Source organism: Nostoc commune NIES-4072, from assembly GCF_003113895.1.
GTDB classification, from domain to species: domain Bacteria; phylum Cyanobacteriota; class Cyanobacteriia; order Cyanobacteriales; family Nostocaceae; genus Nostoc; species Nostoc commune.
Map to the genome: position 1 here is coordinate 5,348,065 of NZ_BDUD01000001.1, position 23,515 is coordinate 5,371,579.

The window sequence follows — 23,515 nt, forward strand, 5'->3', positions numbered from 1 at the left end:
ACTTGGGAATGGTTTTGTGTGGAAGTTAGACTAGATAAGAAAAGTGTAATTTCCAGTTATTACAATTTTTGGTAGAAGAATAGGCATAAAACCATAGCTCAACTTGTGCCAGCAGACAAAGGGTAATTATTATGACAAATTTGGGAAAAAAACCATTGATAAAAAGACAGTCGCCAAAGCGTGGTGCTTGGGTTGGTGCGATTGCAGCTAGTTTGATTATGTTACCAGGAATTTTTGGGAGTACTCCCGTCTTGGCACAAAAGGCAGAAAGCACCTCTTTAAATTATGGTGACTTGATCAAGAAAGCGAAGGCGGGAGAAATCCAAAAAGTAGAGCTTGACGAAACAGAACAGCTAGCAAAGGTTTATCTCAAAGGGCAAAAGGCTGATACACCACCGCAACAGGTGAGACTTCTGGCACAAAACACAGAGTTGATTAACATCCTTAAAGATAAGAATGTTGATTTTGGTGAAGTTTCTTCAGCTAATAGTCGAGCTGCTGTTGGACTGTTGATCAATCTCATGTGGATTTTGCCATTGGTAGCTCTAATGCTATTGTTCCTGCGTCGCTCTACTAATGCTTCTAGCCAAGCGATGAATTTCGGTAAATCCAAAGCTCGCTTCCAAATGGAAGCAAAAACTGGAGTAAAATTTGAAGATGTAGCCGGGGTTGAAGAAGCTAAAGAAGACCTCGAAGAAGTTGTAACTTTCCTGAAACAGCCAGAAAGATTTACCGCAGTAGGCGCACGTATTCCCAAAGGAGTGTTGTTAATTGGCCCTCCGGGTACTGGTAAAACTTTACTAGCAAAAGCGATCGCAGGTGAAGCAGGTGTACCATTCTTCAGTATTTCCGGTTCAGAATTCGTAGAAATGTTTGTTGGTGTGGGTGCATCTCGCGTGCGCGACCTCTTCAAGAAAGCCAAAGAGAATGCCCCTTGTCTAATATTTATCGATGAAATTGACGCAGTAGGTAGACAACGGGGTGCTGGTATCGGTGGCGGTAACGATGAGCGCGAACAAACCCTGAATCAACTGCTCACCGAAATGGATGGTTTTGAAGGTAACACAGGCATTATTATTATTGCTGCCACTAACCGCCCAGATGTTCTAGATGCAGCGCTGCTCAGACCAGGACGCTTTGACAGACAAGTGATGGTGGATGCACCGGATCTTAAAGGGCGACTAGAAATTTTGAAAGTCCACGCGCGGAATAAGAAAATTGATCCTAGCGTATCATTAGAAGCGATCGCTCGTCGCACTCCTGGTTTTACTGGCGCAGACTTAGCCAACTTACTCAACGAAGCTGCCATTCTTACTGCTAGGAGGCGCAAAGAAGCTGTTACCCTTTTAGAAATTGATGCTGCTGTCGATAGAGTCGTTGCAGGTATGGAAGGTACCGCCTTAGTAGACAGCAAAAGCAAGCGGTTGATTGCCTATCATGAAGTTGGACATGCTTTAGTTGGTACATTCCTCGAAGGGCATGACCCTGTACAAAAAGTTACACTCATTCCACGGGGACAAGCACTAGGATTAACTTGGTTTACTCCCAACGAAGAACAGGGTTTAATTTCGCGTTCCCAACTCAAAGCTAGGATTACTGCCACTTTGGGTGGTCGCGCCGCCGAGGAAATTGTTTTTGGGAAGCCAGAAGTGACCACAGGTGCAGGTAATGACCTACAACAAGTTACAGGAATGGCACGGCAGATGGTGACACGCTTCGGGATGTCAGAATTAGGCCCATTGTCACTAGAAAATCAGAGTGGAGAGGTATTTTTGGGGCGTGACTGGATGAATAAATCAGAATATTCTGAGGAAATCGCCGCCAAAATTGATTCACAGGTGCGCGAAATTGTTAACAAATCCTACATTAGAGCAATAGAACTATTGCAAGAAAACCGCATAGTTTTGGAGCGTTTAGTAGATTTGTTAATAGAACAGGAAACAATTGAAGGCGATTTATTCCGCAAAATTGTTGCTGACAATACCCAGGTAGCCGATGCACAAATAGCTATACCTCATTAGGGAATAGAAGACATTCCCTAGTATATTGTGGCGGAAGTTTGCCTATATTTAACAAGAGGATTTTACCCTAAGTCTTGTTAATTGAGATGGTAGCTGGATTTACGCTGTGCTGCACTAGTAAAAATCCAAATAATTCATATTCCCGACTTTTTAAAAAAGTCGGGAATTTTCTTGGAAAACAGTCACAAAGCTACCTCAGCCTTCCCAAAAACTAGCACATATAAGGGTAAATGGACATCATGAAACAGCTACTCCGAGCCTATTTACAGAATAAACTTATTGAGTTCCTGTACTAATAAATGTACCGTTGTTGATGGATTATCTTTAGCTGGAATGTGAGGAGCATATTGTTTAAGAAGATTTTCAGCATTTTTAATAGCAATACCTTGCTTCTCAAATAGCTCATCATAAATCGTTTCGCTATTTTTCTCATATGTCCGACCAAATAAAGAAGTTAACTTCCTCAGATAATCACTTCGAGGAATACCAGTATTGAGAAATTCAAAATGTAAAACATACCATAATTCAAATGCTTCATTAGAATAAGCTACTTTAAACCCTTGAGCCTCAGCATTTTTAATAGCGTTATTAAAATCTTCTATAGTCCAAGAATTACGATCAAAAACACACCAAACCTGATCATACTCTTCTTGCTTATTCAGTTCTTTGGCGCTTTGAACTAGTTTGCTGGGATTCTCTCCTAAACCCTGCACGTCTATTTCAGCGACATTCTTAGGGACACGAAAGCTTCTAAAGTAGTTAGGTTCAGTTTTTGCTCCTTCACATACGATTAAGAATCTCTGCTTGACTTCCCTAGTATTAACTTTTCTCAGTGAATATCCACGAGAGTTTGCTTTTGTTCTAGCCATGAGAGTCGATTAGATGATTCAAATTTCCGATATAGGGAATTGCGCCATATCTACCTTGAATATAATCACTCTCAAATGGCGCATCGTCAGATATTTTGTATTCTGCTAAAGAGTATAAATCTGTTGCACCATATCTATTCTTTTCAGTAAACCAAATCTGATCTCTACGAAAAAGCTTATTGTTAAGCAAATTGGTATCGTGCGTCATAAATATTAACTGAGCATTATTTGGATTCGTTTCATTAGAATTAAATAATTCCACAATTGCACGACTGATTAAAGGATGAATTCTCGCATCAAATTCATCAATAATTAAGACTCTACCGTTTTTTAGTGTATCAACAAGAGGCCCTGCCAAAGCAAAGACTTTTTGAGTACCTTCAGATTCTTGAACATATAAGTTAAAAATCTCTGTAGATACAGGATTTCCTTTTTTATCAAATTTTTGGTGCATGGTTTGAACTGTTGTTACTTTTCTTGCGCCATTTTTTAATATTATTGATTTGATTTCATCTGGTACTTCACTAGACCAATAATCAACAGTAACCTCAATTTCTTCTAATTTAATATCACCAAATCCTAAATCTAGTTTGTTGAGCAACTGAATAATTTCATTTTTATTTTCATTATTCATTAAACAATTAACTGTATATCCTCGATAGCCTCGATCATCTAAACCAGAGATAAGTTGAACTCTGTTTGTTAGCCAATCCAAGATTTTCTCTGCAATCTGGACATTAAATTGAGCAGATACAGACAAGAAAAGGGCATTATGTCTTGTTTTTTGCTGAATGCCATCAGCTTTATATGTTTTAGAAACACTAATTTTGTCCAGTTTGCGCTCAAAAAGTTTAGTTTCTTTTGATTTAGGGACATAGAATAACCATTCAGAAACAACTTTCTCAATAGTTGCCTCGAATCCATATCTATATCTCTTACCACTCATTAAAAATATAATTTCAAAAAAAGATGGTTTAGCTTCGGTTTCAGTGCTGAGTTTAAATCGCTCAACACCTATTTTTTCCGTACTTTGAGTTTCTTTAGAAGAATTAATCATGAACCATCTCATGAAACCTAAAGCTGTAGCCAAATTACTTTTACCACTAGCATTTGCACCGTATATTGCGGCGCTTTTAAGTAGTTTTAAATCATTATCTATTTCAAAAACGTTGTTTTCGTCGAGTTTTTTGTCTTTTGTGACAAGGTTTGCTGCCACCATACTAAAAGTGACTTGCTCTTTAAACGATCTGTAGTTACCGACACTAAATTCAATAAGCATAGGATGAAGTTTAGGCTTCAGACAGAAAATTGTGAATAAATAGTAATTTACTGCTTTAAGAGTAGCAATAATTTGTTGAAGATGCTAAATTAAAAGATTGTTTTTACCGTGTACAGATGTACTGTTATTAATGTATGCAGCATAATAAACGCCTGCACCGGACGATAGCGGTTTTGTTGCAAAAGCTAATGCTAAACACCTAGAACTCAAGCAAAGGTTTAAGTACAAAAAAATTACTTCAAAGTTCAGCAATTGCTAAAGCTTTTTGGTAGAGTATTCTAGAAAATCCATATCACGAGAATAGGCGATCGCTCATTACAATCGCCAGTTTATTGGTCAAAATTTAGAACGCAGTTGCTATGATCAAACGCCTGCTTGTGGTAGAGTCTCCCGGAAAAGTCAAAAAACTCAGTCAAATTCTGGGTTCGGATTGGAAAGTTCTAGCCAGTTGTGGTCATATCCGAGAACTCAGCAATGAAGGAGACGATTCCTTGGGCTTTGTCATGGACGGCAGTAATGTTCGGTGCAATTACATTCCGCGTGACCAACGAGCGAAGGAAACAATTCAGAAGCTCAAGTCTGCGGTAAAGCAGGTTGATGAAGTTGTCTTAGCAACAGACCCAGACCGGGAAGGTGAAACAATCGCTTGGCATCTCAAAGAAACGCTGGGTTTAAGGGAACCGAAACGAGTAATTTATACTGAGATTACACCATCGGCGGTGCAGAGTGCGATCGCTAATCCCAGAAAGCTAGACCAAAACTTAATCGGTGCTGGGCTGTGCCGAGATTGCCTAGATAAGCTTGTAGGTTATAAAGGTAGCCCTTTAGTTTGGGCATTGAATAACGGCGCTAAGAGTGTTGGCAGAGTCCAAAGCGCGACGTTGCACCTGATTTGTCAGCGAGAAAACGAAATTCTGACTTTTGTTCCCCAAGATTACTGGAGTGTCTGGGTAGATTATGCGGAAGGATTTCGGGCTTTTTACAAAGGGACGGTCGATTCTCCAAAAGATGCAGCAGACCAAGAAACTGAAACTCACGATGACGCGAAAGTAGGTAATAGTCCAGAAACACCGGAGTCTAAGCGTGTTCTTTCCGAAGCAGAGGCTACACGTTTAGTAGAAGAAGCACAGCAACATCCTCATCAGGTGATTCATTTTGAAGGAAAAATCGTTAACCGCCAGCCACCTCCACCATTTACAACTTCCAGCCTTCAGCAAGCAGCCGGTTCAAAGTTGAGGTTTGCTCCCGATAAAACTATGGTTGTTGCCCAAAAGCTCTATGAGGCAGGGCTTATCACATATATGCGAACAGACTCAGTTATGCTGAGTCCAGAATTTTGTGCCAGCGCCCGTAAATGGTTAGAGCAAAATGACCCGCCGAATGTACCGTCGCAAGTCGCCAAGCATCGCAGTAGCAAATCGGCTCAAGAAGCACATGAGGCGATTCGTCCAACAGATGTGTTTCGTCCCTCAGTTCAGTTGCGTTTAGAACTGCCTGATGATGAGTTTAATTTGTATGTGATGATTTGGAAACGCTCAATTGCCTCTCAGTGTCGGGCTGCTCAATTGCGTAAAACTTTGGTTATTACTCAGTCTGGTTCTCTACTATGGTCAGCTAGAGGGCAAGTGATTGAATTTTACGGTTATGCCCGGTACTGGAATAATCTTAGCAAGGATAGTGTTTTACCTTCATTACAACAGGGACAAGCGCTGAAACTGGAGAATGCTGGACATGAGAAGAAGCAGACGCAGCCACCACCCCGTTATAGTGAACCAAAATTAGTGCAACTGATGGAACGTAAAGGAATTGGTCGCCCAAGTACCTATGCTCCTACTGTTGCTACTTTAAAAAAACGAAATTATGTTGAGTTGAAAAAAGACCATCTGCAACCGACACCGTTAGGGTTAGAAGTTGATGCGTTTTTGCTCAAAGCACTGCCTGATTTACTAGAGGCGGAATTCACAGCAAAAATGGAAGATGCCCTTGATGCAATTTCCGAAGGAAAAAACTCTTGGCAGCATTATTTAACTAGTTGGAATCAGAATTATTTTGTACCAGCGCTTTCCAAAGCTAAAACTGTAGTTGCGAGTTCCCCAACAGGTAAAGCTAATGTGATAACTGAGCGCAAATATGAAACTTCCAGGACGCGATGCCCTGAATGCAAAAATTTTCTCGCCAAAATTCCGAGTAGTAAAGTTAAAAAGAAATATTTCCTCAAATGCACAAAAGGTTGTGAAAATGTCGTGTTGTTTTGGAGCGACTTTAACAAAACTTGGCAGCCACCACAAGCTAAAACAGTTCAAGCTGAAAATCAACAAAAGCCTCCCGTGAAAATGACGGCATATCCCTGCCCAGTATGTAAGAAACCTCTAGAGGAGTACAGTTATATCAAAGAGGGGCAGAGTAAGACAATGTTGCGATGTTCTAACGCACAATCCCGTAAGGATACCAAACATAAAGATGTAGCTTATTTCAGTACGCAAAAAGGATGGTGGAGTCCTAAGTTTGGCGAGTTAGGAGTTAAAAGTTAGGAGTTTTGAATTAATAACTCCTCACTCATCACTCCTAACTTCTAACTTTATTTACTTTAAGCGTAAGTTCTGCGGGGTTCATCTGCTCGTAGTGTTCAAAAGGTTGATGAATCCAGGGGTTATCAGCCAAATAATCAACATAATAATTGGGTGCTATAACAGAACAAGCTTTATACCAAAGAACGGCGGTGCGAATTTCCTCAATAGGAAAATCAGTATTTTGCTGGAGCCAAGGTATAGTCTGCTGGAGTGTGATGCCAGAGTCTACTAAATCATCCACTAGGAGAATGCGGGAACCTAACTTTTCGGCAGTCATCGTTAAGTGGCGGGAGAAAATTAAATTATTTCTTTCTTGCTTACCAGCACCACTGTAAGATGAGGTTGCTAAAATTGCCAACGGCTGCTGGTATATGCGGGAGAGAATATCTCCGATTCTTAGTCCTCCTCTGGCAAGACAGATAATCTGGTTAAATTCCCAACCGGATTCATAAATCTGAATAGCCAGTTGTTCAATTTTTTGGTGATAATCTGACCAAGAAACATAAAGGTCTGGCATAAGTCTAACGGGAGTGGTAGATAGCTAGTATTGAAGGCGATGTCTACGACGGGCTATGCCTACGCAGACTTTTTATTTTAGTATGAGTGCAAAGTTTTATGAATGATTCTACTGCTGATAGTGATAGCCAACGAAATCCTCTTACTGAAAAACTCGACTTGAAAACCAAGCTAGCTTACGGTGCAGGGGATTTAGGGCCAGCAATTACTGCAAATATCTCTGTCTTTTATCTGCTGATTTTCTTTACTAATGTTGCTGGTATCCCTGCGGGTTTAGCTGGCACTATTTTGATGATTGGCAAAATTTGGGATGGGGTAAATGATCCGCTTGTCGGGTTCCTGACTGATAAAACGAAATCTCGGCGTTGGGGCCGTCGTCTTCCTTGGATGTTTTATGGAGCAATCCCCTTTGGAATTTTATTCTTCTTGCAGTGGATTGTACCGCAATTTAGTGCAAATCAGAGTGAGAATATTTGGCCGTTGTTCTGGTACTACGTAGCGATTGGGATTCTATCTCAAGCGTTTTACACGGTTGTGAATTTGCCTTATACGGCGATGACTCCAGAACTAACTCAAGATTACGACGAACGCACCAGCCTTAACAGCTTTCGCTTTACATTTTCTATTGGTGGCAGCATTCTATCATTGATTTTAGCGCTAATTATTTTTATCAAAATTAGCGATCGCCAACAAGCATATCTCGTTTTAGCAGCAGTTTGTACTGTAATTTCGATTTTAGGGTTATATTGGTGCGTTTTTGGAGTCCGCGATCGCATCTTGGCTTTTGAGGCTAAACGCATCCTAGTCGAGGAACCTGCATCTCTCCCCTTCGGCGAACAGCTAAAAATAGTCTTCAGCAACCGACCTTTTTTATTTGTTATTGGTATATATCTTTTTTCTTGGCTAGGTGTGCAGATTACAGCCAGCATTATTCCCTATTTTGTAGTCAATTGTATGGCTCTTAAAGAATCAGATGTGCCCACAGTGCTGATTGCAGTCCAAGCAACTGCCCTGCTGATGCTATTTGTCTGGGGTGAGTTGAGTAAAAAAGTCGGCAAAAAAGTTGTTTATTTTCTGGGAATGAGTTTGTGGATAATAGCCGCCGCCGGATTATTTTTCTTACAGCCTGGTCAAATAGTTTTGATGTATGTGATGGCTGTCATGGCTGGTATTGGTGTCTCCACAGCTTATCTAATTCCCTGGTCGATGATTCCAGATGTAATTGAATTAGATGAACTGCAAACCGGACAACGCAGAGAAGGTATTTTTTATGGCTTCATGGTTTTGCTGCAAAAATTTGGTTTAGCTTTCGGGCTGTTTTTGGTGGGAAATGCTTTGCAAATATCCGGTTTCAAAGAATCTGTAGCCGGAAGCCCACTACCCATCCAACCTGAATCTGCACTGTTTGCGATTCGTATTGCTGTTGGGCCTATACCTACAGTTTGTTTGCTTTGTGGCTTAGTTTTAACGTATTTTTACCCAATTACCCGCGAGATGCACGCAGAGATCATGCTGAAACTCAAAGAACGGCAAGAGAAGAAGGGGGGTTAAGGGAGTGGGGAGTGGAGGCAGGGGAGACAAGGGGACAAGGGGACAAGGTAAATTTTTATGCTTGTTCATGAACGAGTATCAAAGACTCATTAATGGAGTTCAAAGGCTCTACCAAACGAATTCCCAACGCCCAATGACTAATTTCTTGTATTTGCGATCGCAAACTGACTTCACCTAAGTATATGCCTTTGATAGAGGTAAATTCAAAGGCTCTGTTCCATAATTAATTAAACAGCAAGTATCAGAGACAACTGAACTCAGTCTCAACTACATTTGCATTGCCTTGTAAATTGGTTGGTCGCTGATTGTTACAACACATGCAGCTTACAAGTTTGATTGCAAATCCTCTTAAATAAACTATCAAAAGTTTTCTGTCTCCGCTTAAATAAAATACCTTTGCCTCATTCCCACTCTTGGAAATGAGGCAAATTTCTATGCAGCGCAAACCGCACGGTTAATATTGTTATAGGGTATCTGGTAAACCGAAGACTCTTACATAAAGCAATCTCTTAAAGCTTCTTCTACTTCAGCTAGTCAAGCTCTTTACCGACACAATTTTCTCAGCTTCATTTACCCTAATCTGCGCCAACCCAAATTGTTCAATTACGGCTGCATTTGTCGTTAAATGTCTACTCACCTCAGCCACCCGGTAATGACTTTCCTGTGAAGCTAAAGCAGCTGGTAATAATAACTGATCTGCTAAATGTTCATCTACTGCTGCACCGGTATGATGGAACTCAAGCAGTTGCTGACAAGCAATTTCTGCAACAGTTTCCGCCGATAATCGTAATCGCCCAAATCCACCAAAGCCTGTCAAGCTGTTCTCATACTCAGCAGTTAAAAAAATACCCGCTCCCGGTGCTATACCTCTTTCTCGCAAAGCGTGTACAGCAACTTTCACATGGGCTTCCCGTAACAAATTCTCGGCCCGATTCGCCATCCGTTGGGGAATATGCGAAGGCAATTCTGTTACCACTGCTAGCCCTCGCACCTGTTGTAATTCTCCCCGTTCTAGTAAGTTGATCCCGTTGAGTTTACCACCGCCATCTACCTGCAATTGTACCTCTCCGCCACCTTTGGGAAACCATCCCCAAGCGCCTAACTTGACTTGAGCTTCTACACCCATGCGTTGCAATATCGGCAGATAAACTTGCTCAATGTACGTCACTGTTGGGCTAAAGTTTACATGAGTTCCACCCTTGAGTGTCACTTGAGAATTGCCAGATGCTAGTGCCAAAGGTAAGAGAATTGTCTGTAAAACTAGAGCGATCGCACCCGCAGAACCACCAACTTGTGCTTTACTAACATCAAAGGTATAAGTTCCAGCTTGCACAGCACTACCTGGGATGAATTCTAGCAGCATTGAACCCAAAGCATCACCCCGTAATTGGGCATTACAAATCCTCGCCGCAGCCCGAACTGCTGTTAAGTGTTGTGCTGCTAATCCTGGCTTTTTACGTCCAGCGCGAATGCCTGAAATTCGTATGGGTTCGCCAGTGATGGCCGCTAGACTTAAGGAAGTGCGAAGAACTTGTCCGCCTCCCTCTCCGTAGGAACCGTCAATTTCAATCATGGGCGATTTTGGAATGGTGGATTTTGGGTTATCCCCACGGCTCTTAAAATCAAACCACAAATTATAAAGTCTAGCAGCTAGTTTTTTGAAGACAAGTTACACAAATATACAGAAAAAGTTCTGATATGTGTTTTTTGTAGTTTGCTAATTTTGAATTTGCAATTGAAGAACCTTGCTTTTACCGGGATTCATCAATTGATATGGGTCAACTATTTCCTTAAATTTTAACTGTTCAGGGTCAATAACTTTTCGGCACAAGTACCGGGCTAAAGGTGTGATAAGCCTGGGATAATTTTGCGACTTGGGCGGAGTCGGTGATGGTTTCTATACCTTCTAGAGAATTAATTAGGGCATCCAATGTTGTCATAACTTATATCCTTTTTTTAACGCAGAGGGACACAAAGGTTTACGCAGAGGAACACAGAGAATTAACTCCTCTGCGAACCTCTGCGCTTCCCTTTGCGCTCCTTTGCGTTTTAAAATCTTAATTCTCATGTTTCACAGCACTTTCACTCTAACAATTTATTGTGGGCTTGAATCAGTTCTCTAAATAGCAGTCGCGCTCCTTTGGCTGCAATCCGATTTCTGACAAGCTTTACCGGACGACCCGCCAATTTTTCAGCGTCTAATTGTTCACCCAATGTTTTACCAATATCATTTTTGAGGCGCGCTTGCTTCGGTTCAATTCTGGTAAACACCCACTGCCACAAAGACTTGCGGCATAAATCCGATCCGCCTATGACCTTGGTTTTCTTGCTATCGCCGGAAGCTTCCATCGAGGGAGCAGCGCCGAGGGCTTTCTGAAATCTCCTCAATGAAAGGTGGCGTTTGGTGGGTTTTTTAGAGTTTCGCCCCTGGCGTATTCTCACCTCTGGTTTACCCTCCGCATCTAAGAATCCCTCAATGGGGTAAATCTGGGAGAGAACGATCGCAGTTAGGCGATCGCCAAATCCAAACCGTTTAAAAACTGTGCGGTAATGGTCAAACCGAGGATCAGCAAGCAATTCTTTTAACTCTCCCTCTATGACATGTTCCTCACGCTGGAGGTCACAAATCCGTTTTGCGTGTTCTCGAACTGTTTCGGTGATTCCCAAGCCGACAGTTTGCGAGTAAAGGCGGTCATAGCGCGTACTTTTGCGAATTCCAGCAAGCCAACCCCAGAGCAAAGGCGCTTCACCAGCTTCACCCCGGCGGGACTTTACTAGTGCAACTTCTGGAAACTGCCAGGCCAAATCCTGACGCGCCCGATTCATGATCGGGGACTGCACCCGGTTGAGGTGAGCAAGTCTCAAAACCAGTTCGCGGATTCTGACAATGTTGCGATCGCGAATTTGGACAAATCGACGCGGATCTTGGTGGTAATCAAAGTAGTAGCAAGCGAGTGCCAGTGCATCTGCATCATCATCTTTATCAGGCAGTGCTAGGTGATTTGCTCGATAATTCCTCAGTTCTTTATGACCAACTAACCGAACTTCTACCCCGCTTCGTGCTAAATGAGTACCCCACAACTTACTGTAATTGTTGCCAGTAGGTTCTAACAGTGCAATGTCCGCATTGAGCGCGAGTAAATCTTGAATTCCCTTTGCATCAGCGCTCAACTTCAAAAACGGGCATTCATAATAAAATTGACGTGGGTCTTCGGGTTTCTCCGTAAGCAGGCAAGCCGAAACAGAGGACTTGCTGACATCAAGTCCCAAAATTCTAATCATTCAGTTCCTCCTGGGTGGTTTCGTCTTGTCCCTGATGCCATGCCTGCGAATCACCCGAAGGCCACAACAGCCTAGTTCACTCTCAAGGCAATGCCGGAGCGCGAACTCCGGCGACATAGGGAGGGAACAGCACACTTACAGTAGCCGAGCTTACGAAAGTGCAAAAGCTTAAAAGCTTGATTCATGCCAAAAGCCCTAAGCTGCTGTGTGTATGTGCTGTACGTCTGGGTTGGACTCCAGTCCGCGACGCGATAATGGATCGCGTTTCGCCGGCGAGTCAATCGGCTCATCAGGCGGTTTTAGTTATCTTCATAAATTTCATCGTCTTCAAACTCGTCATCATATCCAACTAATGAATATGAGTTTTCTGGGTCAATGATATTTAGAGAATCAACCATTGCTCGACCCGTGAGAACGTCCAGCACTGAGTAACCACCCTGCGCGATCGCACTCTCAACCTGATGCATGTTGATTAATCGTTCAAGTTCAGGGGTACGTAGCGATGGATGAATATCTTCAATGGAATTAATTGGCCTCGGCTCTTGGTTCCCCTCAATCCATCGGTCATGTTGGCTTTGGTGAAATTCCCAGAATGCTGTAGTACCTTCACGAGTCCCTTGTGGTGGGGAAGTTTCTAAAAAATCAGCAAGTTCTCTACCTCGCTCGAAACCTTCACACCAGCATTTCATTGATTCAACCCACTCGTTATTTATTGCAAACCCACCAATGGATACTGCCTCTTGCGCTACTTCAAGCGGATCGGTGTTGTGGTGGATGGCAATAATTTGGGCTAAGGCTTGGGCTTGAAAGCTACTGAGGCGCTCCATGTCAATTATCCACAGGGCAACCACATCACCGTCCGATGTGGTCACACGCTCTAACGCAAATGGATCGCGCATGGGTATCATGCCATCTGGAAATAAATCCAAAATTGGCTCATAAGGGCTATTGGGCTTGAGTTTTACCCAAGTGTCATGTTTTGTCATCGCACATAAATGTGATATTTTTTACTTGTAAACGTGTTGAAGTGTTGATATCGATAAAGCGATCGCGTTCCTCATGGATCGCCATCGCTTTGAAATTAGTCCCATTCCTCCTGCCTGCCTTGCTGCAATATCTGTTGCAATCGCCGCTTGCCAGACTCCCATCGGCGGCCCCCCATCTTCAAAACTTGCTCAATCACATAAGTCTCCCCTCTAACTTCCAGTAGTGACTTCACAGCCAAATAGAAGGCTTTGTCGTCGTTTGTGGAAGCGGAAGTTTCACCGCTATAATCCGCGCTCGGCTCCTTATATAAGTGTTCTAGGCTAGTTTTTAATTCCTCCCTGACTTCCTTAGGGTAAGTTGGTGTTGTGCCGTAAATTTCATAGAGCGCTTGCTCTTGCTGTTGGCTGTGCAGTGCAATTTCTGTTTGTTCTAGCTCTTGGTTCATAGCCGCGAGTGCTGTACGTCGGGCATCTTGTACAATCAAGCGGCGTGATTCACCAACAAGTTGCACTGATGCCACTAGCGCCAGACTGTAGCTAACTCCCTTTGCGATCGCGGGAACTGGAGAAAGTGCAGTCAGCCAAAAAGCTGTTGCACTAGCTAACAAACAGTTGGTTTTTAACCACCTATCAGCCATGACAGCATTCCTCCTAAGACAATCGAAACGGAGATCGCAATTAACAAGGCGTAATAATCTGATTCAGACAATTTAAGAAACTGTCTTACCGCGTCATCGGTAAGCAGGGCAAGGGCTAAAGCCACTCCAGACATGATGTAAATTACCCACATCACCCGAAACAAAGCCGGATGTAACGCCCCTAGCCAAGCCACAGAGCTAGAGGCGATACAGCCTAGAAGAAACCAAGCCCCCAGGTGTACCGCCTTTGCCATTAATATTTTTCCTTGATTTTGGCTTTTAACTCTTCAATGCGTTGTTGGGCTTTGTTTTCGGCGCGGTCTAGCCCAAAGCCTAACTGTGCATACTCAGGTCGCAAGGTGTGTAAATGCCTTGCAGTCGTTGCATCAGCGCGTTTTTTAGTCAATTCATGATCCGCGACTTTCTTGATGTACCCACGATGCGCGGTATGCACCTGCGCGTCAGCTTCTTCCAGGCTTTTGAGCGATTTATAAGCTCGTTTAGCCTGACGCGCTTCTTCTCTTTTTTGACGTGCAACAACTTTAAGTGCATCAGCCTCAGCCTTGTTAAAGTAGCGGGGTTTATCGTTGATCGGTGCAGTTCTGACAGTCTCCCAAGTTCCCGCGTTCATCGGGTTTATGACGGTTGGATCTGTGGGGGCAAGCACTCGATTTTTATCTATGCCGTGGCCCCCAGTGGAGAGCGTTGATTCATTACTCTTGTTGCTACTGGATTTTGCAGCGCTGGTAATTCGGGTAAGGATTCCCATTGTTTAGTTCCTATTACAAACTTGACTTTTAACCTTCTCAAGCTGTTGGCTTTGAGCTTTCATCTCGCGTAACTGCACTTGCGAAGCGCTTTGGTAAGTTGACATTGCACCCATGCTTAAACCAGCAACCAGTGCAGCCGCGATGATTACCAAATAACCAGCAAGGTTATTCCCAACTGGTGTAGGTTCAGGATCGGGAACTGGGTAAAATTCGCCGGTGAATGGCACAACCTTACTGGTAAGCTGTTTTTTAGTCTGTTTCATCTACTGACTCCAGGAATCTTGGCTGATATGTGGGTAAGAGTAGATGCTCGGTTCCCGCGTTAATGGCGGCGCGGAATGACAACTCGACTATTTTGCGTTGTTCAGGTGTGGGATTAAACCGCATCTGTCTAATCCGTTGCAAGGTGCGACCGGGTAGCTGTCGATAATATTCGTTAGCTAGGCGCTGTGAATCTTCCTCCAGTAGTGACTCAAGTAAATCGGGTGCATCGGATTCTGGATCAATTTCTGCATCGTCATCTGTTGCAGTTTTCGTTGCACGTCGGCTGTGCAACAGTTCAATTCCTGATTCAGTCCACAACTTCTGCCCGTGTTCATCGGTGACAACGTGAATGTCAAATTGGAACACTTCAGGATGTCGGCGTAACCATGAACGAATGGTACTTTGTGGGATGCCCGTTTCCCGCGCTGCTTCAGGAATGGTGTACAGGTTCTGCATTCTGCCCCCAACGGATTTGAGAAATTATCGCGAACATTACTCCTGCCTGGTCAGGGGATGAAAGCTGATCTCTCATCTCTGCTGCAACTGCAAAAATTTCACTCCTGACATCTCCCTCAAGCTGACACCCTAGATGTGATGCCAAAACGGTGAGGATAACCAATTTTTCTCGCTTGCTGATTTTCTCAAAAGTTGACCCATACTCCTCTTGCAGTTTTTCTAAAAGTGAATCATCGCCGGGTGTGTATGCTGTGTAATAGCCTAATGGCTTGGACATTGGTACAATCTCCTCATTGATAATCGAAAATTCCATTTGCATTAAACGAAGGCGATCGCTTGCGCGTAGTGATTGCCTTTTTATTTGCACTGCTACCCCGCGACGCTACGACTTACGGGTAAATGCAGTTGGGCATCAGGTACAGGGTGTTTCCGCGCAAGGTCTAGGCGCGGGTGCTTGCTCCGGTTGCAACGCGAACTGTCAGGCGTTGGGGAGCGATGTTGTGTTGCAAAGTTTTGTCATACACAACTTCCTAATGCTATATTGTCATACAGAACTAAGTCAATGGTTTTGTACAACAAAATTATTCCGTAATACAATATGGTGGGGATGACGTTGTGATTTTAAACTTAGATGGCAAGGCCCAAGAAACTAGCAGAGGATTCGATGATAGTCTCAGTGCGGATGAGTCGCGCAGACTGGGAGAACTTCGAGATAGTAGCTCAAGCTATGGGTTACAGCAAAGCAGATTTGCTAAGAATGGTTGTCGAGGGGAAGATTCCAGTGGGGCAAGTGCCCTCAAAGGAAATTCAGCTAATGGGAAAATCCTCCAGCGTCTCAAACTGATTGAGTCTAAATACTCAGATTACGTTGACAACCAACAAAAACAGCTTGAGACGCAGTTACACCAAAGCAAAGCTCATAAGCTAGAACTCACTCAGGAAATAGCAGAGCTAGAGCAAGAGATATACAACCTAATCTCAGAAGCGTCTGACAACAAAGAAGAATAAAGCCGTCCTACCATAAGGTAGAACGGCTTTATTGTGTGCGATCGCGTCCGCCATTTCTGGAGTGCGATCGCCGATTGTCTAAAAAACCAAGAGTCCACCTAAAATTGAACTTCCCGGTGGACTGATGACGCATCAAACTAATCAAACTAATAGTATTATGCCAGAAAATTCACCAAAAAGTTCGCCTCCCTGGACGGAAGCACACGAAGCATTTTGTTATCAACATCATATTCCACCCGCCGCAAAAATCCTTTGGCAGTGGTTAATGAGGCAAGGGCAAATTGCCAGCGAGATAGAGCCAGATTTATCAGAATTTAATACCTGGGTAGCCAAGACTAGAGGTAAACCTTATGCTCACAACTACCTCAAAAAGATATTTGAAATACTGGTATCATGCCGTGTTTTACAAGTAATTAAACAATATTCTTGGAAGATAACCAAGTTACTTGTAAGACCATTGTCATGGTTAAATCCACCTAAAAAACGGCGAAAAAAAAAGTTACATAACCATAACTCTAGTTACGATTTACCCGCCTCAAATGGTACTAATGCCGAACCGGGGGTTAACAGCAGCAGCAATAGTATTACTCTTACTACCGCCGAATTTGAAGAGTTAGAAAGACAACACGAGATACTTATAGCTTGTGCTGAGTACCAAATATACTTTGACCCAAATAAACCATCAACTAGAGAAATGTTTGAGTTTGATATTGAAGATGTCCGATTAGCTCTTAAGCACTTTGTTAAGCGTAGTCAGCGTCAAGTAATCCCTAATCCTCAAGGATGGTTAATTGCTTGTTTACGCAACTGTTACTGGGAAGACGAAACGCTTAAGTTATCTGATTTTCTACTTGCTTTAAAATCTTGGTTCCCTGGTAACCTCCCAAGGGATTACTAGGGAATAACTGCATAAAAAAACTGCCCCCAAAGGAGCAGCGACTATATAACCAGTTTGATTATGAAACAAACTACACTTTTTGATTTAGAAGCTTTTGCTAAGTCTTCACTCCCCACTCCCGTTTACGATCCGTTCTGGGATGAACCCACCCCCCAAGAGTTACATAGTGTTGGGGCGCAAATTTCAGAGTCAGACTTTCAGTACAAAAGTGTTGGGGCGCAAGTTTTAACTGATACTAAAAAACTTGCGCCCCAACACGATACCCACTGGATAGAGAAATACTGGGTCGAGCGCTCTGGTAATAAATATTGGTATTACCGCTATTGCTGGATGGTAGGCAGGAAAAAAAACCGCCTTTACCTGGGTAGCGTGGACAGTATCATCGCCAAGCGCAAAAAGGCAGATGTGGAAGTTTGGATCTGGGATGGTAAATTACCATGTGAAATTGAGAACCTAATCCGAGGCTGGAAACATGAGCCGTCCACCATGCCCAAGATGCAATCAGACAACGCTAATTTTTAAAAACGGTAGTTATAAATTGTCTGACAAGAGACTAGTTCAAAGATGGTTTTGTCAGAAATGCCGCAAGGGCTTCAGTCCTGCAACATGCCCAATTCCCAATGACCAATGACCAATGAAAAATGCGTAGGCGCAGCCCGCCGCAGGCATCGCACTTTCTAGGGAGAAGTGCGATCGCAGTTTCGCACCTGTTAGTAAGATGTATCGCTTCGAGTTTATCCGCCGCGACTGCGGTTTGTCACAATTCTGGGTAAACCCGGTCTACCTCATCCCATGCCTGAGAAGCTAAATTCTCCAGTGTCATAGCTAAATATAAGGGATGGTCGTATTCCCCTTTCTGCAACCGCTCGAAGAAAATTTCAATTTGCAATTGGAGGAGTTTGGCGTTCATAGAGTTGCGATCGCACTCCTGACATCCTCGTCACTCACCTCGATGTAACGTGAAAGCACCTTCAAGTCAGTATGACCAGTGGCTTTTTTAATTGTTGCCAGTCCTACACCGCGCTTTGCCAACTTCGTAATAAAAGTGCGGCGGGTGGAATGAGTCGATATACCCTTAGCCTCAAGTCCGGCTCTCTGTACAGCTGTGCGTAAAATTTGATCAGCCCCCCGTAAGCACATTGGCTTATCTCCCTCTCTAGACGGGAATAACCAAATTGAACCCTCTACTGGTTTATATGCTGCTAGCAATTCAGCTAGAGTATCGTGAACCGGCACCTGGCGCGTCTGTCGCTTCCCGTTGGGTGTTGCCTTGCGAGTCCTGGCGCGAAAATTGATATACTCACTGGGTGAACCGTCAAGATTGTACACATCCAAAAGTTGCAACTTCACCAACGCCCCCCAGCGTTCCCCGGTGTACCAAGCTAGATCCAAAAGCAGTTTATATTTTTGACTACGGATCTGCTTACGAATTTTGGAATAATCCGCGTCGGTCAAAACTGCGGCCTGTCCATTTCGATTATTTTTCATATTATTTATAACTTCTGCTTGTTCCGGTTTAACCACTCCCAATGGTTAAACTGGAATATTCCTAAATTAAAGTATTAGAAATATTCGCTTCAATCCTATTAGCAGCAAGCATTACACGTCCTCAGTGAATGTGCTTGTTTTACATAAAAACTGGAATATTTACATAAATTTAGCTAACGCCTACAACGGATTTATTCGTTTACAAAAATAAGATTGTATGCAACCTGGAATCACCGATTTATTTGGGGCAAACTCCACCTTTTCAGGAACACCAAAAGTATTAGAAATTCCACTGAGTTCTCTACCTGCTTTGACAAGTGCTAACCCTACAGCGCTGGAATTGTACGCGGCAATTATTCAAACTGCTCACACTTGGCTAAATGCAAATACAGACGCTTCTGTTTTAGCAACAAGTGATATTACAATTTCTTCCCCGGTAACTCGGAACGGTGCGCCAAAAACTCAGTTTCAATTTACAGAAAGATTCTATGGCACATACAACGCTCCAACTTTTGATCCTAATGCTGTTTAACAATGGCTAAAACATTAATTAGCGCAAGTGGAAGTGGGCCTGATTCAAACTGCGGCTACTCAGGCACAGTTCCAAGCGGACAGGAATGGTACACAGTTCTAGTTGATAATGTGTGGGGCGCTCAAGGTGAGCATCTTGTTGGTACAAGTGGACAAACAGTTACAGTAACTCGATGTCACTCGGCAGGCAATTACATAGGGGTCGCAAATGGACAGAATTTCCACTTCATGCGGATATATTCTGTCTCTGCTGAATCCTACGATTGCATTAACGGAGTCTGTACACTCTCAACTCAATACAAAACACAAGGAATTTATCGATCATTAGCTGACTGCCAAGGTGTGTGTGCTAACGGTGGAGCGTGTGCTGAAGGCAAAAAATGTGTTGATCCGACAACATTCTGCCCAGATGGTAAGGTTTGTCTTGACCAGGGTGAATTTGCATCAATTGAAGCCCTAATTTCTAAAATTGGTAGTGAGGTTTGTTAGATGTCTTCTGCTGGACAATCGCTAATCTCCTCACTATCAAATATTAGTAATTGTGCTGGTCATCAATGCGATTGCTGTCAGCAATTGCAAAATCAAATTAATGCACTAATATCTCAGATTCAAGATGCACAAAGAACAGCATCACAGGCATCTTCAATAGCCACTAATGCTGAAGACTTGGCTAAAGCAGCCAGCCAACAAGCACTAAATGCACAGAATCAGGCTGAAGATGCTGACAGACATGCATCACAGGCGTTGAGTGCAGCTAAAAGCGCTGAAGCTGATGCGATTACATTAAGCAATGATGCTCAGGTTGCTGCCAAAGCTGCTCATAATGTAGCGGATGACGCAGAGCAAGTTGCTTTTAATGCCTTAGATGCCGCCAATGAAGCCCTTCAAGAAATTGCTGCACTTAAAGGAGGCAATTTAGATCGAGAGGGAATTATTGCTGAAGCAGTACAAAGGGCAAAAGATTATTTAGAGCCGCAGATTCACAATCTAATTAGCTGGCAGGGCGATCAAGATAGATCCATTGGTGAACTTGAGAGCGAAATTAACTACTTAAAAGCAGAAATTATTGCAGTAACAGCAGGGCTTGCAGCATTAATAGCAATCGTTGCAGCGCCCTTAATTGCTGCCGCCATTGGGCCTGTGTTGGCTTCGATTGGTGCCGCCGCCGCAGAAGCCGCAGCTGCTTTGTCAGCAATAGCAGGTGTAGAAGCCGAAATTGTTGGAATTGAGGGAGAGATAGTCGGGCTGCAAGGTGAAATAGGCGGACTGCAAGGTGAAATAGGCGGACTGCAAGGTGAATTAGGTGGACTGCAAGGTGAAGTAATTGGGCTTCAAGATGAAGTTGGCGGACTCCAAGGAGAAATAGGTGGGCTTCAAGGTGAAATCGGCGGGCTTGAGGGAGAAATTGGTGGGCTTCAAGGTGAAATTAGTGGGCTTGAGGGAGAAATTGGTGGGCTTCAAGGTGAAATTAGTGGGCTTGAGGGAGAAATTGGTGGGCTTCAGGATGAAATTGGTGTAGTCCAAGATGAAATCGGCGGACTCCAAGATGAACTAGGGGGGCTTCAGGATGAACTAGGAGGGCTTCAAGATGAAATTGTTGGAGTTCAAGATCAAGTTGTCAGTGCCAAAGCTGATGCTGAAAGAGCTTTAGCTGATGCCGAAATAGCTAAAGCCGATGCTGCAAAACCACTTATTCCAGGCCCACCTGGATTACCAGGAACTCCAGGACCACCCGGCCCCCCCTCACAAGTGTAGGTTTTTTACAAAAAACATCTAGAATGAGGTAAGACTAGGTAGACAAGGAGGGAAAGTGGACAAGGAGGAAGAACGCAGAAAAATTATAACCCACGAAGATTTAATCATCTACCAAAAAGCATTTCAGGCAGCTATAACTATTTTTGAGATATCAAAACGGTTCCCAGAGGAAGAAAGATACTCTCTTACAGACCAAATTCGTCGTTCATCTCGCTCAGTTTGTGCCAACTTAGCAGAGGCTTGGCGAAAAAGAAGATATAAAGCCTCATTTATCGCTAAATTAAACGAATGTGAAGCAGAAGCAGCAGAAACCCAGGTTTGGCTGAAGTTTGCTCTCAGATATCAGTATTTATCGATAGAAGAGGAAAAAAATTTATCTGGTGCATATAATCAAGTATTAAGCGGATTAGTCAAGATGATTAATCAACCAGAAGATTGGTTAATTGGTTGAAGAATGCTAAAGAATAAGTATCTCAAAGAATGGGCGAAAATTGTTAGTTATCATTTCCCTGATCTATCTTTGCCAGAAGTAGCAGTAAAGAGAGTTTTCTTGTTGATAAAATTTATCCATAAAAAACTATCCGCTCTGAGTTATATCGGATGATCTAACTCAAAGCGGTCTAGCGGGTCTTCAGGTTGCAACCAGACTGCCGGAAGGAACTCCGAGCTTGCCTAGCTACTTGAGCTAACTTAGTATCTCAAAGATAACTAAGGCTAACTTTTAGAGAACAGCCCCGGCGCACAGCCGGCTAACTGCAACCTGATGACCCATGCATTTACTACTTTCTATCATGGGCATCACCTCCTTGTTGCCTAAGCGGTCTTAGTCTCAAAAGGGCAGAGCATTTACTCTGGGTTTATAACCTTTATTCAAGATAACACATAAATTTAGAGATATTAACGATATATAAAAAAATCTCCCACCAAAAGGCGGGAGATGACTGGAGAATGGGAAATATTGACACTTTTTTGGCTTATGCAAAAAAGATTATTTAATCTGGTTGGTGTCAATTTTCAGCAACCACAACCCTAATTTAAGTCATGGGTCGGCTTTTAATATTAGAGAGCGTTACCGCGAGGTAGAACTTCCTCAGGGAATACAAATTGTTCGTGGGGTTGATCTTGAGGAGCCATCCAAGCGCGGATACCCTCGTTAAGCAAAATGTTTTTGGTATAGAAGGTTTCAAACTCAGGGTCTTCCGCCGCCCGCAATTCTTGGGAGACGAAATCATAAGCCCGCAGGTTGAGTGCCAAACCGACGATGCCGACGGCGCTCATCCATAAGCCTGTGACTGGCACGAACAACATGAAGAAGTGTGTTCGACAAAGACTAAAAGAATGGTATCAAGAAGCAGATGCCAAAACAGGAAAAAAAAGAACTGCTATAGATGTAACTAAGTGCTTTGCTCCCCTACTCCAATGGATTTTGAGTATGTGGAACAGTGAAGAAAAATGGCTTCCTCTTGCGGTAGATAGCACTAATATTGGACAACACTTCACGGTTCTTTCTGTTCATGTTCTCTATCGGGGTTGCGGCATTCCTGTAGCTTGGAAAATTGTCAAAGGAACAGAAAAAGGAGCTTGGAAACCTCATTGGCAGCAATTATTCCAATCATTGAAAGATGTTGTTCCTCCGGAAATGCAAGTCGTTGTTTCAGCAGATAGAGGACTCTATGCTGACTGGTTGTTTGACGCAATTTGCGCTTTGAATTGGCATCCTTTTTTACGAATTAATTATACTGGAACATATCAAATTAGAGGAGAGACCGAATGGCAGTTTTTAGATAAACTAGTACAAAAAACAGGGACGAGTTGGTCTGGAATAGTCACCTGTTTTAAAACTAATCCACTCAATTGCACAATACTTGCCCGTTGGGATGAAGGTTACAAAGATCCTTGGTTAATTGTCACGGATTTACTACCCCAACAAGGGGATGCTCTCTGGTATTCTTTACGTTCTTGGATTGAGTGTAGTTATCGGGATATCAAAAGTGATGGTTGGCAGTGGCATAAAACTCGTTTACGAGAACCAAATAGAGCCGAAAGGGTATGGTTAGCTATGGCTGTAGCTACCCTTTGGACTATAACAATTGGCACTGATATAGAGCCACATTACCTAAATAATTTATCGAAAGAACTTTCTCCAAATCATCTGGACAAAAAACAAGATATTCCCAAAAAAACTGTTTGTAAGATTTCTTGTTTTCTTCAAGGTTTAATTCATATTCTTGCTGACTTACTTAACGGCAAGGCTATTTCTTTAACTGGTTTGTTTCCACAACCCTACCACAGTACATCTGCTGCTGCTGCCAATACTTCCTAATCTCAATGAATGGTTCTGGCGTAAAAAAGCTTCCTTGTCTACTTTCCCCCCAAGTCTTCCAAGTCTTACCTCTTTCTAGATCTGATTGTAAAAAACCTACACTTGTGAGCGGCCCCCCAGGCCCTCCAGGAGTAGGAGAACCAGGCCCCCCAGGCCCTCCAGGCGAACCAGGGCCACCAGGAGTAGGAGAACCAGGCCCTCCAGGCGAACCAGGGCCACCAGGAGTAGGAGAACCAGGCCCTCCAGGCGAACCAGGGCCACCAGGAGTAGGAGAACCAGGCCCTCCAGGCGAACCAGGGCCACGAGTCAA

General features: G+C 43.3%; 27 protein-coding genes and 1 pseudogene. 11 read left to right on the top strand and 17 right to left on the bottom strand.

Annotated features, from left to right (window positions below; all coding sequences use genetic code 11):
- Positions 1–131 precede the first annotated feature (131 nt).
- The gene (gene ftsH, locus CDC33_RS23740) at positions 132–2,021 is read left to right on the top strand and encodes an ATP-dependent zinc metalloprotease FtsH (RefSeq protein WP_109011006.1); all 1,890 of its coding nucleotides are present in this window, start codon (positions 132–134) and stop codon (positions 2,019–2,021) included.
- Between the two features lie 263 nt (positions 2,022–2,284).
- Here ftsH and CDC33_RS23745 read toward each other — a convergent pair whose 3' ends face one another.
- Together CDC33_RS23745 and CDC33_RS23750 are read right to left on the bottom strand one after the other, a co-directional pair.
- Positions 2,285–2,890, bottom strand: a complete 606-nt coding sequence (locus tag CDC33_RS23745) for an RloB family protein (protein ID WP_109011007.1) — start codon at positions 2,888–2,890, stop codon at positions 2,285–2,287.
- Positions 2,883–4,169, bottom strand: a complete 1,287-nt coding sequence (locus CDC33_RS23750) for an AAA family ATPase (protein ID WP_181374113.1) — start codon at positions 4,167–4,169, stop codon at positions 2,883–2,885. Before CDC33_RS23750 ends, CDC33_RS23745 begins: the two co-directional genes overlap by 8 nt.
- A gap of 359 nt (positions 4,170–4,528) precedes the next feature.
- Between CDC33_RS23750 and topA the strand changes: the two genes are divergently transcribed.
- Entirely contained in the window at positions 4,529–6,700 is a 2,172-nt protein-coding gene (topA, locus tag CDC33_RS23755) for a type I DNA topoisomerase (protein ID WP_109011008.1), read from the top strand.
- A 34-nt stretch (positions 6,701–6,734) separates the two neighbouring features.
- On the opposite strand, the gene CDC33_RS23760 is transcribed toward topA, so the two are convergent.
- On the bottom strand, positions 6,735–7,256 hold the full coding sequence (locus CDC33_RS23760; protein WP_109011009.1) for a phosphoribosyltransferase: 522 nt from the start codon (positions 7,254–7,256) through the stop codon (positions 6,735–6,737).
- 98 nt (positions 7,257–7,354) lie between these two features.
- Here CDC33_RS23760 and CDC33_RS23765 point away from each other — a divergent pair, with 98 nt between their 5' ends.
- Positions 7,355–8,806 carry an MFS transporter gene (locus tag CDC33_RS23765; protein WP_109011010.1) on the top strand — a complete coding sequence of 484 codons (1,452 nt, stop codon included), beginning with the start codon at positions 7,355–7,357 and terminating at the stop codon, positions 8,804–8,806.
- 526 nt (positions 8,807–9,332) lie between these two features.
- Here CDC33_RS23765 and rtcA read toward each other — a convergent pair.
- The 10 genes from rtcA to CDC33_RS23810 form a co-directional block, all read right to left on the bottom strand.
- Entirely contained in the window at positions 9,333–10,379 is a 1,047-nt protein-coding gene (gene rtcA, locus CDC33_RS23770; RefSeq protein ID WP_109011011.1) for an RNA 3'-terminal phosphate cyclase, read from the bottom strand.
- Positions 10,380–10,617: 238 nt separating this feature from the next.
- Positions 10,618–10,746, bottom strand: a complete 129-nt coding sequence (locus tag CDC33_RS41380; RefSeq protein WP_280524466.1) for a hypothetical protein — start codon at positions 10,744–10,746, stop codon at positions 10,618–10,620.
- Between the two features lie 142 nt (positions 10,747–10,888).
- Entirely contained in the window at positions 10,889–12,088 is a 1,200-nt protein-coding gene (locus tag CDC33_RS23775) for an IS110 family transposase (protein WP_109011012.1), read from the bottom strand.
- Positions 12,089–12,387: 299 nt separating this feature from the next.
- Positions 12,388–13,074 (bottom strand): hypothetical protein, encoded by a 687-nt coding sequence (locus tag CDC33_RS23780; RefSeq protein WP_109011013.1) that lies wholly within the window; start codon positions 13,072–13,074, stop codon positions 12,388–12,390.
- A 95-nt stretch (positions 13,075–13,169) separates the two neighbouring features.
- Positions 13,170–13,712, bottom strand: a complete 543-nt coding sequence (locus tag CDC33_RS23785) for a hypothetical protein (protein WP_109011014.1) — start codon at positions 13,710–13,712, stop codon at positions 13,170–13,172.
- Positions 13,694–13,966: a hypothetical protein gene (locus tag CDC33_RS23790; protein ID WP_109011015.1), complete on the bottom strand. Its 273-nt coding sequence runs from the start codon at positions 13,964–13,966 to the stop codon at positions 13,694–13,696. The genes CDC33_RS23785 and CDC33_RS23790 overlap by 19 nt, the downstream gene beginning before the upstream one ends.
- Positions 13,966–14,481: a hypothetical protein gene (locus tag CDC33_RS23795; protein ID WP_109011016.1), complete on the bottom strand. Its 516-nt coding sequence runs from the start codon at positions 14,479–14,481 to the stop codon at positions 13,966–13,968. The genes CDC33_RS23790 and CDC33_RS23795 overlap by 1 nt, the downstream gene beginning before the upstream one ends.
- 3 nt (positions 14,482–14,484) lie before the next feature.
- Entirely contained in the window at positions 14,485–14,745 is a 261-nt protein-coding gene (locus CDC33_RS23800; RefSeq protein WP_109011017.1) for a hypothetical protein, read from the bottom strand.
- Positions 14,732–15,202 carry a MerR family transcriptional regulator gene (locus tag CDC33_RS23805; protein ID WP_109011018.1) on the bottom strand — a complete coding sequence of 157 codons (471 nt, stop codon included), beginning with the start codon at positions 15,200–15,202 and terminating at the stop codon, positions 14,732–14,734. Before CDC33_RS23805 ends, CDC33_RS23800 begins: the two co-directional genes overlap by 14 nt.
- Positions 15,177–15,479 (bottom strand): hypothetical protein, encoded by a 303-nt coding sequence (locus CDC33_RS23810; protein ID WP_146195854.1) that lies wholly within the window; start codon positions 15,477–15,479, stop codon positions 15,177–15,179. The genes CDC33_RS23805 and CDC33_RS23810 overlap by 26 nt, the downstream gene beginning before the upstream one ends.
- 338 nt (positions 15,480–15,817) lie before the next feature.
- Between CDC33_RS23810 and CDC33_RS23815 the strand changes: the two genes are divergently transcribed.
- The 3 genes from CDC33_RS23815 (at position 15,818) to CDC33_RS23825 (ending at position 17,630) form a co-directional block, all read left to right on the top strand.
- A complete protein-coding gene (locus tag CDC33_RS23815; RefSeq protein ID WP_109011020.1) occupies positions 15,818–16,210 on the top strand; it encodes a hypothetical protein in 393 nt (130 codons plus the stop codon).
- A gap of 124 nt (positions 16,211–16,334) precedes the next feature.
- Positions 16,335–17,108 carry a hypothetical protein gene (locus CDC33_RS23820; RefSeq protein ID WP_109011021.1) on the top strand — a complete coding sequence of 258 codons (774 nt, stop codon included), beginning with the start codon at positions 16,335–16,337 and terminating at the stop codon, positions 17,106–17,108.
- A 60-nt stretch (positions 17,109–17,168) separates the two neighbouring features.
- A complete protein-coding gene (locus CDC33_RS23825; RefSeq protein ID WP_109011022.1) occupies positions 17,169–17,630 on the top strand; it encodes an Arm DNA-binding domain-containing protein in 462 nt (153 codons plus the stop codon).
- Between the two features lie 235 nt (positions 17,631–17,865).
- Here the strand turns inward: CDC33_RS23825 and CDC33_RS39020 are convergent, their stop codons facing one another.
- Both CDC33_RS39020 and CDC33_RS23830 read right to left on the bottom strand, forming a co-directional pair.
- A complete protein-coding gene (locus tag CDC33_RS39020; RefSeq protein ID WP_181374114.1) occupies positions 17,866–18,018 on the bottom strand; it encodes a hypothetical protein in 153 nt (50 codons plus the stop codon).
- On the bottom strand, positions 18,015–18,596 hold the full coding sequence (locus CDC33_RS23830; RefSeq protein ID WP_109011023.1) for a tyrosine-type recombinase/integrase: 582 nt from the start codon (positions 18,594–18,596) through the stop codon (positions 18,015–18,017). The genes CDC33_RS39020 and CDC33_RS23830 overlap by 4 nt, the downstream gene beginning before the upstream one ends.
- A gap of 217 nt (positions 18,597–18,813) precedes the next feature.
- Between CDC33_RS23830 and CDC33_RS23835 the strand changes: the two genes are divergently transcribed.
- Genes CDC33_RS23835 through CDC33_RS23850 form a run of 4 tightly spaced genes read left to right on the top strand, consistent with a single transcriptional unit; the run spans position 18,814 to position 21,333 of the window.
- Complete coding sequence (locus CDC33_RS23835; RefSeq protein WP_109011024.1) at positions 18,814–19,128, top strand: hypothetical protein; 315 nt, start codon at positions 18,814–18,816, stop codon at positions 19,126–19,128.
- Between the two features lie 2 nt (positions 19,129–19,130).
- The gene (locus tag CDC33_RS23840; protein ID WP_109011025.1) at positions 19,131–19,616 is read left to right on the top strand and encodes a hypothetical protein; all 486 of its coding nucleotides are present in this window, start codon (positions 19,131–19,133) and stop codon (positions 19,614–19,616) included.
- Positions 19,617–20,882, top strand: coding sequence for a hypothetical protein (locus tag CDC33_RS23845; protein ID WP_109011026.1), 1,266 nt, complete (start codon positions 19,617–19,619; stop codon positions 20,880–20,882). It begins immediately after the preceding gene.
- Between the two features lie 55 nt (positions 20,883–20,937).
- Positions 20,938–21,333, top strand: a complete 396-nt coding sequence (locus CDC33_RS23850) for a four helix bundle protein (protein ID WP_109007605.1) — start codon at positions 20,938–20,940, stop codon at positions 21,331–21,333.
- A 608-nt stretch (positions 21,334–21,941) separates the two neighbouring features.
- Here the strand turns inward: CDC33_RS23850 and CDC33_RS23855 are convergent.
- Positions 21,942–22,199: pseudogene (locus tag CDC33_RS23855) on the bottom strand (photosystem II D2 protein (photosystem q(a) protein)); the annotation flags it as partial.
- Between the two features lie 115 nt (positions 22,200–22,314).
- On the opposite strand from CDC33_RS23855, the gene CDC33_RS40630 reads away from it, so the two are divergent.
- Complete coding sequence (locus tag CDC33_RS40630; RefSeq protein ID WP_244919430.1) at positions 22,315–23,205, top strand: transposase; 891 nt, start codon at positions 22,315–22,317, stop codon at positions 23,203–23,205.
- Here the strand turns inward: CDC33_RS40630 and CDC33_RS39025 are convergent.
- On the bottom strand, positions 23,135–23,515 hold the full coding sequence (locus CDC33_RS39025) for a hypothetical protein (RefSeq protein ID WP_219930061.1): 381 nt from the start codon (positions 23,513–23,515) through the stop codon (positions 23,135–23,137). The genes CDC33_RS40630 and CDC33_RS39025 overlap by 71 nt on opposite strands.

Coding starts and splice junctions, on each gene's coding strand:
- CDC33_RS23830 (WP_109011023.1), bottom strand. CDS start 18,596: ATGAAAAATAATCGAAATGGACAGGCCGCAGTTTTGACCGACGCGGAT.
- CDC33_RS23795 (WP_109011016.1), bottom strand. CDS start 14,481: ATGGGAATCCTTACCCGAATTACCAGCGCTGCAAAATCCAGTAGCAAC.
- topA (WP_109011008.1), top strand. CDS start 4,529: ATGATCAAACGCCTGCTTGTGGTAGAGTCTCCCGGAAAAGTCAAAAAA.
- CDC33_RS23745 (WP_109011007.1), bottom strand. CDS start 2,890: ATGGCTAGAACAAAAGCAAACTCTCGTGGATATTCACTGAGAAAAGTT.
- CDC33_RS23800 (WP_109011017.1), bottom strand. CDS start 14,745: ATGAAACAGACTAAAAAACAGCTTACCAGTAAGGTTGTGCCATTCACC.
- CDC33_RS23835 (WP_109011024.1), top strand. CDS start 18,814: ATGCAACCTGGAATCACCGATTTATTTGGGGCAAACTCCACCTTTTCA.
- CDC33_RS23790 (WP_109011015.1), bottom strand. CDS start 13,966: ATGGCAAAGGCGGTACACCTGGGGGCTTGGTTTCTTCTAGGCTGTATC.
- CDC33_RS23825 (WP_109011022.1), top strand. CDS start 17,169: ATGAAACAAACTACACTTTTTGATTTAGAAGCTTTTGCTAAGTCTTCA.
- CDC33_RS23780 (WP_109011013.1), bottom strand. CDS start 13,074: ATGACAAAACATGACACTTGGGTAAAACTCAAGCCCAATAGCCCTTAT.
- CDC33_RS23775 (WP_109011012.1), bottom strand. CDS start 12,088: ATGATTAGAATTTTGGGACTTGATGTCAGCAAGTCCTCTGTTTCGGCT.
- CDC33_RS23820 (WP_109011021.1), top strand. CDS start 16,335: ATGACGCATCAAACTAATCAAACTAATAGTATTATGCCAGAAAATTCA.
- CDC33_RS23765 (WP_109011010.1), top strand. CDS start 7,355: ATGAATGATTCTACTGCTGATAGTGATAGCCAACGAAATCCTCTTACT.
- CDC33_RS23785 (WP_109011014.1), bottom strand. CDS start 13,712: ATGGCTGATAGGTGGTTAAAAACCAACTGTTTGTTAGCTAGTGCAACA.
- ftsH (WP_109011006.1), top strand. CDS start 132: ATGACAAATTTGGGAAAAAAACCATTGATAAAAAGACAGTCGCCAAAG.
- rtcA (WP_109011011.1), bottom strand. CDS start 10,379: ATGATTGAAATTGACGGTTCCTACGGAGAGGGAGGCGGACAAGTTCTT.
- CDC33_RS23750 (WP_181374113.1), bottom strand. CDS start 4,169: ATGCTTATTGAATTTAGTGTCGGTAACTACAGATCGTTTAAAGAGCAA.
- CDC33_RS23810 (WP_146195854.1), bottom strand. CDS start 15,479: ATGTCCAAGCCATTAGGCTATTACACAGCATACACACCCGGCGATGAT.
- CDC33_RS41380 (WP_280524466.1), bottom strand. CDS start 10,746: ATGACAACATTGGATGCCCTAATTAATTCTCTAGAAGGTATAGAAACC.
- CDC33_RS23840 (WP_109011025.1), top strand. CDS start 19,131: ATGGCTAAAACATTAATTAGCGCAAGTGGAAGTGGGCCTGATTCAAAC.
- CDC33_RS40630 (WP_244919430.1), top strand. CDS start 22,315: ATGTGGAACAGTGAAGAAAAATGGCTTCCTCTTGCGGTAGATAGCACT.
- CDC33_RS39020 (WP_181374114.1), bottom strand. CDS start 18,018: ATGAACGCCAAACTCCTCCAATTGCAAATTGAAATTTTCTTCGAGCGG.
- CDC33_RS23760 (WP_109011009.1), bottom strand. CDS start 7,256: ATGCCAGACCTTTATGTTTCTTGGTCAGATTATCACCAAAAAATTGAA.
- CDC33_RS23805 (WP_109011018.1), bottom strand. CDS start 15,202: ATGCAGAACCTGTACACCATTCCTGAAGCAGCGCGGGAAACGGGCATC.
- CDC33_RS23845 (WP_109011026.1), top strand. CDS start 19,617: ATGTCTTCTGCTGGACAATCGCTAATCTCCTCACTATCAAATATTAGT.